Here is an 11,563-nt window from a genome sequence, read left to right as displayed (position 1 = left end):
ACACCTCCTCACAGTTTTATTTAAACTTACAAGTGTACTCTGAATTTATTCTCAGCTAGTCTACGTATTCATTCATCGGACGATAATGGAGTTAACACACCTGTTATGGCTAAGACACAAACTCATTCTCCCGGATACTCATTGGCGGAAGAAATAGCAAACAGTGTAAGCCATGGCCTAGGTTGTCTTTTTGGCGTTGTCGGCTTAGTCCTATTACTCGTTCAAGCAGTTGAGCGTGATGCCGACGTTATCACCTTCGTCAGCTATAGCCTGTATGGTGGCAGCATGATTTTGCTGTTTCTTGCCTCGACCCTCTATCATGCTATCCCCAATCAACAGGCTAAACCTTGGTTGAAGAAAGTCGATCACTGTGCGATTTATCTGCTTATTGCCGGGACTTATACGCCATTCCTGCTTGTCGGGCTGCGTTCGCCGTTGGCGGAAGGCCTGATGGTGGTGATATGGTCACTGGCTCTATTGGGGATTCTTTTTAAACTGGTGTTCGCTCATCGATTTAAAGTGTTATCGGTGGTGACCTATCTACTTATGGGCTGGCTCTCCTTAGTCGTGATCTACCAAATGGCGACTAAACTCTCGGCGGCAAGTGTATGGCTGTTGGCGATTGGTGGAATCGTCTACTCATTAGGGGTGATTTTTTACGTCAATCGACGGATACCTTTCAACCACGCGATATGGCACGCCTTTGTCTTAGGCGGCGCAATTTGCCATTTTTGCGCGATCTACTTCTATATTCGGTGAGTCGACCCACCGATAGACATTCTCGTTAGTACCCCCTCAACGTTTTAGCTTCGAATTGAGGGGGTAGGGGTTAAGGCATTAAGCTTCGTCGAGTGAATAAGGTAGTGGCTGGATCTGTAGCGCACTGGCCTCATCACCATCAAGACGAAATCTATCCTCTGTCCCCAAATCGTTATTCAGCACGACTTGTACCCACAGCGTAGTCGGGGCAACCATTACCGAACAGAGAACGGTTCCGGTTTTACGCCAATTCTCACCCATTTGTAATGCGACGGCGCTACCGGCTTCAACCGCTTGCTGCGCCGTACCGGCTAACCAATAGAGTGCGCGTTTGTTTGCCCCGCGATACTTGGCGCGAGCAACCATCTCTTGGCCGCTATAGCACCCTTTTTTAAAGCTTATCGCGTTCAATGCCTGAAGGTTGGTAGCTTGTGGAATAAATTGCGCAGTATTCGCCGCGTCAATCACCGGAATACCCGCGGCAATATCGGCGGCCAGCCAGTGCTGGGCATCACATACCGCCTCGGAGTGATCCTTAAGTAATACTTCTGCCTGAGAAGGCTCAGTAATGACGATGTAGCGGGCTTGCGGGGTGGGCAGCCACAATAGCAATGTATTGCCGACCTTAACCCGTGGTTGATCGGCATCCGGAAGCTGAGAAAAATATTGGCTTAGGCACTCAGCCGCTTTGCTGCCCATTACCCCCACTAGCGCCCGGCTATCATCGGCGGTAAAGGTAATCTTAGAGAACACGGCATATTTTTTTATTTCAGTCAGCTGTTGCTCACGCACGTCACGGCGTAATAGATAGCTATAGCCTTCGCCATCATGGAATATACGCAGATTACTCCACATCTTACCTTTGGCATCGCAATGTGCCGCGAGTTGGTGATCATTCTCGGCTAATTGGCTGAGATCTGCGGTAAGTTGGCCCTGCAGATAGGCGGTGGCATCGGCACCTTGAGCGGATACCAGCGCCCAATCGCTAAGCGAGCAAAGAGCCAGCGCTGAGTGATAGGCGGTAGTGGTGGGTTGAGAATTCATGACATCTCCTGTCGACCAACAGTGAAGGTGAAAGCGACCTAAGCCGCTTTACGAAATTGGTTTCATTATTCATTAAAGCGTAAAGCCTGAAAAGAGATTAGCAAGTACAAAAGTGCGAGCGCTGCCGAAGAGGTGGTGATTTGTACTGCCGTTCATCCGGGCTCTGCGGTACACTCTCCTTCTCTGGTTAAGGGTATTATTAAGGAAAAGCGTGTGGACTTAGCAGAAATAGGTATTGAAGACACTTCTCGTATTCACTGGGCGTGCCGCCGAGGCATGTTAGAACTGGACATCGCCGTACGTCCTTTTTTCGAACACGAATATCACACCTTAACTGACGCGCAAAAGCGGACCTTTATTGCGCTACTTAAGGCCGACGATCCCGACTTATTCAATTGGTTGATGGGGCATGGTCAACCCGCGAGCGACGAGCTCAAAGGGATGGTCGAACTGATTCGGACGCGAAACAGTGCGCGTGGACCTGTGGCAAACTGAGATCGGCCCCTCACGTAATGCCGTGATCCTGGTCAATGGCTGGGTGCTATTAACGCTAGCCGCGCTTGTGGCGACACCCTGGTTTGGGGCTTTTTATTTACTGAAGCCTTTAGCGATTATTGCGGTGATAATTGAAAGGTCGCGCAGCCTGAAAAGGCTCGCCTCACGGATTGGCCTACTGGCGATGGATGATCAAGAGACTTGGTTTTGGCAGCAGCAACAGTGGCGACTTAGCGCGCCGCTCTGTTGGCTACCCTGGGGAGTAATGATTCGCTGGCGATCGGCACAACAAACCCAGCATTTCTGGTTAATGGCAGACACCATGTCTGAAGAAGCGTGGCGTAACCTACGCTTCTATTGGCTAAAAGGACGTAATCGACAGTGGGAGTAGGGATTACAACAAATCCGCGACTTCTCCCAGAATCTGTTCACACCAGTTGGCAATGCGCTCATCCGTCTCTTCAAATTGATTCGCATCATCTAAGGCCAACCCGACGAAATGTTGTCCATCGGCAGTGAGGGGCTTCTGACTGATAAACTCATAACCGGTAATAGGCCAATAGCCGACGAAAGAGACGCCTTTTGGTAGCAATAAATCGTGCAGCATACCGAGGGCATCTAAAAACCATTCACTGTACCCGGCCTGGTCGCCCAGCCCATAGAGTGCGATGATTTTTCCTGAAAGATCGAGATCAGCCAGCGTTTGCCACTGAGCTTCCCAATCCTCCTGCAGTTCACCAAAGTCCCAAGTGGGCATACCCAAAATCAGCAGGTCGTACTGGTGCATGGTAGAGAGCGGCTCATCCTTAACATTATGTAAGGTCACCATCTCTTGGCCGATAAACTCTTGGATCTTCTCGGCGGCCATCTCGGTATAACAGGTGCTTGAACCGTAAAATAACCCTATTTTCATACTTGATTGACTCTTAGGTTCCTACTCTGCGTTGAGTGTATCAGAAAGCATACAGCGAGGCGTAGTTGATGCATAATAGTCTGCGTTTAGCGCAGGTAATCGGAAAACAAAGCAATGAAGAAATCGACGTCACTTCCGTCAATGGATCCCCTTCTCGAAGGCTTTATTGACCAATTGTGGATTGAGCGCAACTTAGCAGAAAACACCTTAGAGGCTTATCGCCGCGACCTCAAACAGCTGGTGGAGTGGCTTGAGGCGCATCATCTAGCGCTGCTTACTGTGAGCGCACCCGAATTACAAAGCTTCTTAGCAGAGAAACTCGAAGGGGGCTATCGAGCAACCAGTTCCGCCCGACAGCTCAGTGCAATGCGCCAGCTCTTTCAATATCTTTATCGGGAACAGCTGCGACTTGATGACCCGAGCGCATTACTCTCCTCGCCGAAATTACCGCAGCGGCTGCCAAAAGATCTCAGTGAAGCCCAAGTTGCTCGCCTACTTGAGGCGCCTTCCACCGAAATCCCGCTTGAGTTACGCGATAAAGCGATGATCGAACTGCTTTATGCGACGGGATTACGGGTATCAGAGCTAACGGGGCTGACCCTCAGTGATCTCAGTTTACGCCAAGGCGTGGTCAGGATTTTAGGTAAGGGCAACAAGGAGCGATTAGTCCCGCTGGGGGAAGAGGCGATCCATTGGCTAGAAAATTATCTGGAACATGGCCGGCCTTGGCTGATTAATGGCGCAAAAATTGATATAGTCTTTCCCAGTAATCGTGGGCAGCAAATGACTCGACAAACATTTTGGCATCGAATCAAACACTACGCCCTTATCGCTGGGATTGATAGCGCTAAGCTCTCGCCCCATGTGCTGCGCCATGCCTTTGCGACGCACTTGCTCAATCACGGCGCCGATTTACGCGTCGTACAAATGCTACTCGGTCACAGTGACCTATCAACCACACAAATTTATACGCATGTTGCCAATGAAAGACTCCGTCAACTGCATCAACAGCATCACCCACGCGCCTAGCGGGGTGGTTAATAAGGATAAGGAAATGCTGAAGAAATTATTACTCTCAATGGTCGCGTCATGCGCAATCTTTTCCAGCGCCAGCTATGCGAACAATGCTGCAATTATTCAATCCTTGACAAAATTAGGCGTCAATATCAGTGATATCCAGCCTTCACCCTTATCCGGTGTCAGCACGGTATTAACCGACAACGGCGTGCTCTACGTCACTGACGATGGTAAACAAATGATCCAAGGGCCGCTTTACGATATCAGCGGTAAAACGCCAGTAAACGTCACTTTCCAAACGCTAGACAAGAAAGTGGAAGCGCTAGCGCCAGAAATGATTGTCTATAAAGCGCCGAAAGAGCAGCACGTTGTGACAGTGTTTACCGATATTACTTGTGGCTACTGTCATAAGTTACACCAACAAATTTCAGACTATAACGCTCTGGGTATCACCGTCCGTTATCTTGCTTTCCCACGTGAAGGGTTGCAGGGCGATGTAGCGAAAGCGATGAAGAATGTATGGTGCGCCAAGGATGGTAAAGCAGCGTTCGATGCGGCGATGGGGGGTAAAACTCCCGCAGCGGCGAGCTGTAATATCGATATTGGTAAACAGTATCAGCTAGGGCTGTTATACGGTATTCAAGGCACTCCGGCGATCCTCACTAAAAATGGTGTAATGATCCCCGGCTATCAAGGTCCTAATGAGTTAAAACAGTATCTGGATCGTATCAACGCAGGATAATCCTTTGTCTTCACGCGCTATCCCTGAACTACAACGACGTCAGCAGCACGCTGACGTCGAGCTTTCGGCTACCCTTCCCCCTTTACTGCAACAACTGTATCGACAGCGTGGGATCACCGATGCCACGCAATTGGAGCGGGGCGCAAATCATTTACTGCCGCCACAGGGCTTAACCGGCATCGACCAAGCTGTACAGTTATTACATCAGGCGATGTGCGATAACCGCCATATCATGGTGGTGGGGGATTTCGATGCGGACGGCGCCACCAGTACTGCGCTCTCTGTGTTAGCACTGCAACAGTTTGGCGCGCAACGGGTCAGCTATCTGGTCCCCAATCGGTTTGAGCAAGGCTATGGACTTAGCCCGGAGGTCGTCGACTTGGCTCATGCCCGTCAAGCGGAGCTGATTTTTACCGTTGATAACGGCATCTCCTCCTTGAGTGGGGTAGAGCACGCCACGCAGTTAGGCATTCCGGTCATTATTACCGATCACCATCTTCCTGGTGAGGTCTTACCGGCGGCGGCGGCAATAGTTAACCCGAATCTCGCCCAAGCCACCTTTCCGTCGAAGAACTTGGCTGGGGTCGGTGTGGCCTTTTATGTCATGCTCGCACTCAGGGCTTATTTACGCCAGCAAGGATGGTTTAGCGGGTCGCCGCCCAATCTTGCTGACTTGTTGGATCTGGTGGCACTCGGTACGGTCGCCGATGTGGTCCCCCTCGATGCCAATAACCGAATTTTGGTGTGGCAGGGGCTGCAACGTATTCGTGCCGGGAAATGTCGTCCCGGTATCCGGGCATTACTCGATGTCAGCCAACGGCAAGGGCATCGTCTTAATGCCAGCGATCTCGGTTTTGCATTAGGTCCACGACTCAACGCGGCGGGGCGACTCGACGATATGTCCCACGGCGTCGAGTTACTGGTGACCGAGAGCGAGCCACAAGCGCGGATGTTAGCGAATGAACTCGATGCCTTAAACCAGACCCGTAAAGAGATCGAACAGGGGATGCAACAAGAGGCGCTGTTAATCTGCGAGCAGCTGGAAACGCAGCAACATCTTCCAAGCGGCCTAGCGTTCTACCATCCAGAGTGGCACCAAGGGGTGGTGGGGATCGTCGCATCACGCCTAAAAGAGCGTTTCCATCGGCCGGTGATTGCGTTTGCACCGGCGGGCGATGGCACCCTAAAAGGGTCGGGCCGCTCAATTACCGGCCTGCATCTGCGCGATGTCTTAGAACGTCTGGATAGCCAATATCCGGGACTCATTCTTAAGTTCGGCGGCCATGCGATGGCGGCGGGCTTGAGCCTTGCGGAAGAACAGTTCCCGCGCTTTCGTGACTGTTTTGCGCAATTGGTCACAGAGTGGCTGGATAACGACGCCCTGCAAGGGGTGGTCTGGTCTGATGGCGAGCTCGGCGCGCAGCATCTAAACGTGGAGACGGCGGAGATGCTGAGAAACGCAGGGCCTTGGGGACAAAGTTTTCCTGAGCCAATGTTTGATGGCGAATTTAAGCTCTTACAACAGCGACTCGTCGGGCAAAAGCATTTAAAACTGCTGCTCGAGCCGGTAAACGGTGGTCCACTGATTGATGGCATCGCCTTTAACGTCGATTTACGCCAATGGCCCGATCCCAGCATTCAACGGGCAACCTTAGCCTATAAATTGGATGTGAATGAGTATCGTGGGCAACGCAGCGCACAATTATTAGTCGAATACCTCTGGCCGAAAGCCTAAAAAGAGGTTACACGCCGAGGGGAGTTTCGGGTAGAATCTCCACCCTCTGTGTTACTTTTTTATCTTCAACTTAAGACAACAAACCATGTTTGAAATCAATCCGATAAAAAATCGTATTCAAGACCTTACCGAGCGCAGCGATGTTCTTCGGGGGTACCTTTGACTATGATGCAAAAAATGAGCGTTTAGAAGAAGTTAACGCTGAACTTGAACAATCTGACGTCTGGAACGAACCCGATCGCGCGCAAGCGCTAGGAAAAGAGCGTTCTTCTTTGGAAGCGATCGTCGAAACCTTCGACCTGCTTGCTCAAGGACTTGACGATGTCAGCGGGTTAGTCGAATTAGCGGTCGAGGCCGATGACGAAGAAACCTTTAATGAGGCGGTCGTTGAGCTGGAAGCGCTCGATAAGAAACTGGCTGAATTAGAGTTCCGTCGCATGTTCTCTGGCGAATACGACAGTGCCGATTGTTATATTGACCTGCAAGCAGGTTCAGGCGGAACTGAGGCTCAGGATTGGGCAAACATGTTGTTACGGATGTACCTGCGCTGGGCGGAAGCGAAAGGCTTTAAAACCGAAATCATCGAAGTCTCGGACGGCGATGTGGCAGGGATTAAATCCGCAACGGTGAAAATTATCGGTGACTATGCCTTCGGCTGGTTAAGAACCGAAACAGGCGTTCACCGTCTAGTCCGTAAAAGTCCGTTCGATTCCGGAGGTCGTCGTCATACCTCCTTTAGCTCGGCCTTTATCTATCCTGAAGTGGATGATGATATCGATATTGAGATCAATCCCGCCGATCTGCGCATCGATGTCTATCGTGCCTCTGGGGCAGGGGGACAGCACGTTAACCGGACCGAGTCCGCGGTACGGATCACGCACCTTCCTAGCGGTATCGTCACACAGTGTCAGAATGATCGCTCTCAGCATAAAAACAAAGACCAAGCGATGAAGCAGATGAAAGCGAAGCTGTACGAGCTGGAAATGCAAAAGAAAAATGCTGAGAAACAGGTGATGGAAGATAACAAATCCGATATCGGCTGGGGCAGTCAGATTCGTTCTTACGTGCTCGACGATTCGCGAATTAAAGATCTTCGTACCAGTGTAGAAACTCGTAATACGCAGGCCGTCCTCGATGGCGATTTAGACCGATTTATCGAAGCTAGCTTGAAAGCTGGCCTATAAGGAACCTTTATGTCAGAACAAACCCCCGCGCCGGCGGATCTCGCCCTCGAACTGAATAATGAATTGAGCGCACGCCGTGAAAAGTTAGACGCCCTGCGTGAGAAAGGAAACCCTTTCCCGAATGACTTCCGCCCAACCGATCGCTCTGATGTGTTACACCAGCGCCATGACGAGCAGAGTCAAGAAGAGTTAGAAGATCTCGGTATTGAAGTGACGGTAGCCGGCCGGATGATGACGCGCCGTATCATGGGTAAAGCTTCTTTTGCCACGCTGCAAGATGTTGGGGGGCGTATTCAGCTTTACGTTTCCCGCGATGATCTGCCAGAAGGCTACTATAACGAACAATTCAAAAAATGGGACCTTGGCGATATTCTTGGTGCGCGTGGCAAGCTATTCAAAACCAAAACTGGCGAGCTTTCTATCCACTGCAGCGAACTGCGCCTGCTGACCAAAGCACTGCGTCCGCTCCCTGATAAGTTCCATGGCTTGGCAGACCAAGAGACCCGCTATCGTCAGCGCTACTTGGACCTGATTGCCAACGAAGAGTCACGTCATACCTTCCAGATTCGCTCTAAGATTATGGCTGGCGTGCGTCAATTTATGGTCGACCGTAACTTTATGGAAGTGGAAACCCCGATGATGCAAGTCATCCCGGGGGGGGCTTCTGCGCGTCCATTTATCACACATCATAATGCGCTCGATATCGATATGTATCTGCGTATTGCCCCAGAGCTTTATCTGAAGCGTTTAGTGGTGGGCGGCTTTGACCGCGTCTTCGAGATCAACCGTAACTTCCGTAACGAAGGCATCTCACCACGCCATAACCCAGAGTTCACCATGATGGAACTCTATATGGCTTATGCCGATTACCGTGATCTGATCGAGCTGACCGAAAGTCTGTTCCGTACCTTGGCGCAAGATGTATTGGGTACCACAGAAGTAGCGTACGGCGAGCAAACGTTCGACTTCGGCAAGCCATTCGATAAGTTAACGATGCGTGAAGCGATCAAGAAATATCGCCCAGAGACAGAGCTAGCCGATCTGGATGATTTCGATAAGGCGGTCGCCATCGCACAATCCATCGGTATCAAGATTGAGAAAAGTTGGGGCTTAGGCCGCGTGGTCACCGAAATCTTTGAAGAGACCGCTGAAGCCCAACTAATCCAACCCACCTTTATCACCGAATACCCGGCAGAGGTCTCACCGCTGGCTCGTCGTAACGACGATAATCCAGAAATCACCGATCGCTTCGAGTTCTTTATTGGCGGGCGTGAGATCGGTAACGGCTTCTCCGAGCTTAACGATGCACAAGACCAAGCCGAACGCTTCTTACAGCAAGTTAATGCTAAAGATGCCGGCGACGACGAAGCGATGTTCTATGACGAAGATTATGTCACCGCATTGGAACACGGTTTACCGCCAACGGCAGGTCTAGGTATCGGTATCGACCGTATGGTGATGTTGTTCACCAATAGCCACACCATCCGCGATGTGATTCTGTTCCCAGCTCTTCGTCCAGGCAGCAAATAAGCCCTAACGTTGAGCCACTCTGTTAAACCCGCTTCGGCGGGTTTTTTTATGTCTATTGATAACCAAAATTTATAAAAAAAGTGTAAATTTTTAGAAATTAGGAATTAATCTGTATTAATCCCCGCCAACACCCTTTAATGTCATGACAAATTTTGACAAAAGTCACCTTTTAACGAAGAATAGGTTGACTTAAATCAAGTTAAATTTTTGGTAATTTACTGATTTACTGACAGAAAGGCATCCACTCACTACGTAATTAACTGTAATTATCGATATTACTTAATATTAACTATCGATGAATATTTTTCATTACGTAAAGTAAAATGGCTTTTCAAACGTCGACAAGAAACTGTTAGGATAAATCTCTAATTGAAACAAGATGTTGTAAAGGTACTCTGGTCGCCACACGCCAGGGGCGGCAGCGTGCCTAAAACGCTTGCTATAGAATTTTCGTCGGTAGTGTAATTTTTGTTAAATTTACCTTATTTAAAAGGTAAACTCCCCCACCGATAGCGCAATAACAATGCTAATAAAAATAATAAATTAAAAATAATTATATTTTCACCTTGGTCACCCGATACACCCGTCCCTCAGCCTTGACGTTGAGTGGTGGACTAACTTTATGGATGTTACGGAGAAACAGCAGATGCAGCGAGCGTCAGGTGGTAAACGTTTTAATCGACACTCTTTATTAGCCTTAGTGATTGGGCTTTCCCTTTATCCTTCCCTGAACGCCACTGCCGCTGGCCTGATCTTGCCTGATAGCGATTTACGCTCGGATCTCAGCTGGTTGGCCGATCGCGGCGTGATTAAATTAAGTTTAAGCACTTGGCCACTTAGCCAAGAAGCGATTGAACATGCGTTGGATAAGGCTCATCCTTCTTACGCCTCCGAACAGTTAGCAGTTGAACGCGTGCAGGAGCGCTTACAAAGTTTAAAATCGGATGTCCGGGTCAACGCCTATGCCGCTACCGACAATACCGGGCAGCCACGTAGCTTCGCGAACTCCGCAACAGCCGATACCAAACTTTCTGTCACCGCCAGCAATAGCGGCGAATGGTGGGATGTTAATCTACAAGGTAATCTCGAGGGAAATCGTCAGATCCAATCCCCATCCCACGCCAACCTAAATAACAGCTACGGTGCGGTGAAACTCTGGGGACAGTGGCTCTCTTTCGGTGAAACGCCACAGTGGTGGGGACCTGGCTACGAAGGCAGCTTAATTCGCTCCGATAACGCCCGCCCGCTAACCGGTTTTATGCTGTCACGCTCCAAACAGACCGCTCCCGAAACCTGGTGGCTTAACTGGATCGGTCCATGGCAGTACCAAATTTCTGCTGCGCAAGAGTCACAATATAGCGCCGTGCCGCACACCAAAATTATCGGCATGCGCCTAACGGTATCGCCGTTCGACTCCCTAGAGCTGGGTGCCAGCCGTATTATTCAATGGGGCGGCAAAGGCCGTCCACAGTCCCTAGGTAACTTCTGGGACGCCTTCTCCGGTAATGATAATACTGGTTATAACGATCCTAATGAACCCGGCAACCAGCTGGCAGGCTTCGACGGTAAGTTAAAACTCGAACCAACCTTAGGTATTCCAATTAGCCTTTATGGGCAGCTAGTCGGCGAAGATGAAGCGGGTAAATTACCTTCTTCCAATATGTATCTTGCGGGGATTGAAGGACACCACAGTGTTGGCCGAAATGCCCTAAACTGGTATATCGAAGGGCACGACACCCGTACCGACTTTAAAAATAAAAACTACAGCTACCAACACCATATCTATACCGATGGTTATTACCAACAAGGTTACGCCTTAGGGGATACGCTGGGCGGTGATGGTCGGATGCTGGTTGGCAAAACTGAATTGGTGACCGAAGATAACCAGCGCTGGAGCGCGCGGTTATTCTGGGCGAAGGTCAATCCAAATGACCAAACGCAAAACCGCACCTTCCCGCGCGCCGATACCCTTAAAGGCGTGACCTTGGGCTGGGGCGGCGATATCTATAAATCGGTACGCCTTAACCTCGCCACTTGGTATACCGATGCCAATCATAATGATAGTGATGACCTCGGGGCTAGCGCAGCAATCGAGATCCCTTTCCAACTATAAAATAACGGCTGCTAGCTAACTGGAATCGGTT

At 50.0% G+C, this 11,563-nt stretch carries 11 protein-coding genes; 9 read left to right on the top strand and 2 right to left on the bottom strand.

Annotated elements, in window-relative coordinates:
* The first annotated feature begins 105 nt into the window (after positions 1-105).
* Positions 106-759 carry a PAQR family membrane homeostasis protein TrhA gene (gene trhA / locus HGT71_RS08520; protein ID WP_214217408.1) on the top strand — a complete coding sequence of 218 codons (654 nt, stop codon included), beginning with the start codon at positions 106-108 and terminating at the stop codon, positions 757-759.
* Positions 760-837: 78 nt separating this feature from the next.
* Here trhA and ygfZ read toward each other — a convergent pair whose 3' ends face one another.
* Positions 838-1,803 carry a tRNA-modifying protein YgfZ gene (gene ygfZ / locus HGT71_RS08515; protein ID WP_214217407.1) on the bottom strand — a complete coding sequence of 322 codons (966 nt, stop codon included), beginning with the start codon at positions 1,801-1,803 and terminating at the stop codon, positions 838-840.
* Between the two features lie 228 nt (positions 1,804-2,031).
* Between ygfZ and sdhE the strand changes: the two genes are divergently transcribed.
* Together sdhE and HGT71_RS08505 are read left to right on the top strand one after the other, a co-directional pair.
* Positions 2,032-2,298, top strand: a complete 267-nt coding sequence (gene sdhE, locus HGT71_RS08510) for an FAD assembly factor SdhE (RefSeq protein ID WP_048912650.1) — start codon at positions 2,032-2,034, stop codon at positions 2,296-2,298.
* Entirely contained in the window at positions 2,273-2,689 is a 417-nt protein-coding gene (locus tag HGT71_RS08505) for a protein YgfX (RefSeq protein ID WP_214217406.1), read from the top strand. Before sdhE ends, HGT71_RS08505 begins: the two co-directional genes overlap by 26 nt.
* 3 nt (positions 2,690-2,692) lie before the next feature.
* Here the strand turns inward: HGT71_RS08505 and fldB are convergent, their stop codons facing one another.
* Positions 2,693-3,211, bottom strand: coding sequence for a flavodoxin FldB (gene fldB / locus HGT71_RS08500; RefSeq protein WP_214217405.1), 519 nt, complete (start codon positions 3,209-3,211; stop codon positions 2,693-2,695).
* Between the two features lie 141 nt (positions 3,212-3,352).
* Between fldB and xerD the strand changes: the two genes are divergently transcribed.
* The 6 genes from xerD (at position 3,353) to HGT71_RS08470 (ending at position 11,532) form a co-directional block, all read left to right on the top strand.
* On the top strand, positions 3,353-4,240 hold the full coding sequence (gene xerD, locus HGT71_RS08495) for a site-specific tyrosine recombinase XerD (protein WP_214217534.1): 888 nt from the start codon (positions 3,353-3,355) through the stop codon (positions 4,238-4,240).
* Between the two features lie 28 nt (positions 4,241-4,268).
* The gene (gene dsbC / locus HGT71_RS08490) at positions 4,269-4,970 is read left to right on the top strand and encodes a bifunctional protein-disulfide isomerase/oxidoreductase DsbC (protein WP_425328669.1); all 702 of its coding nucleotides are present in this window, start codon (positions 4,269-4,271) and stop codon (positions 4,968-4,970) included.
* Between the two features lie 4 nt (positions 4,971-4,974).
* A complete protein-coding gene (gene recJ, locus HGT71_RS08485) occupies positions 4,975-6,705 on the top strand; it encodes a single-stranded-DNA-specific exonuclease RecJ (RefSeq protein ID WP_244986464.1) in 1,731 nt (576 codons plus the stop codon).
* Between the two features lie 85 nt (positions 6,706-6,790).
* Positions 6,791-7,889 (top strand): peptide chain release factor 2 gene (gene prfB / locus HGT71_RS08480; RefSeq protein WP_214217403.1). Its coding sequence is split into 2 segments (ribosomal slippage): positions 6,791-6,865 and positions 6,867-7,889, totalling 1,098 coding nucleotides; the frame shifts between segments, so codons are not numbered across the junction.
* Between the two features lie 9 nt (positions 7,890-7,898).
* On the top strand, positions 7,899-9,419 hold the full coding sequence (gene lysS / locus HGT71_RS08475) for a lysine--tRNA ligase (RefSeq protein ID WP_048912618.1): 1,521 nt from the start codon (positions 7,899-7,901) through the stop codon (positions 9,417-9,419).
* Positions 9,420-10,065: 646 nt separating this feature from the next.
* On the top strand, positions 10,066-11,532 hold the full coding sequence (locus HGT71_RS08470; RefSeq protein ID WP_214217532.1) for a capsule assembly Wzi family protein: 1,467 nt from the start codon (positions 10,066-10,068) through the stop codon (positions 11,530-11,532).
* Positions 11,533-11,563: the final 31 nt, after the last annotated feature.

Origin of the sequence: Rosenbergiella epipactidis (assembly GCF_018494055.1) — a bacterium.
GTDB classification, from domain to species: Bacteria; Pseudomonadota; Gammaproteobacteria; order Enterobacterales; family Enterobacteriaceae; genus Rosenbergiella; species Rosenbergiella epipactidis.
This window is presented reverse-complemented; position numbering and strand designations above follow the sequence as displayed.

Excerpts from the sequence above, each read along its gene's own strand:
- trhA (WP_214217408.1), top strand. The coding sequence starts at position 106 with ATGGCTAAGACACAAACTCATTCTCCCGGATACTCATTGGCGGAAGAA.
- ygfZ (WP_214217407.1), bottom strand. The coding sequence starts at position 1,803 with ATGAATTCTCAACCCACCACTACCGCCTATCACTCAGCGCTGGCTCTT.
- fldB (WP_214217405.1), bottom strand. The coding sequence starts at position 3,211 with ATGAAAATAGGGTTATTTTACGGTTCAAGCACCTGTTATACCGAGATG.
- xerD (WP_214217534.1), top strand. The coding sequence starts at position 3,353 with ATGGATCCCCTTCTCGAAGGCTTTATTGACCAATTGTGGATTGAGCGC.
- lysS (WP_048912618.1), top strand. The coding sequence starts at position 7,899 with ATGTCAGAACAAACCCCCGCGCCGGCGGATCTCGCCCTCGAACTGAAT.
- HGT71_RS08470 (WP_214217532.1), top strand. The coding sequence starts at position 10,066 with ATGCAGCGAGCGTCAGGTGGTAAACGTTTTAATCGACACTCTTTATTA.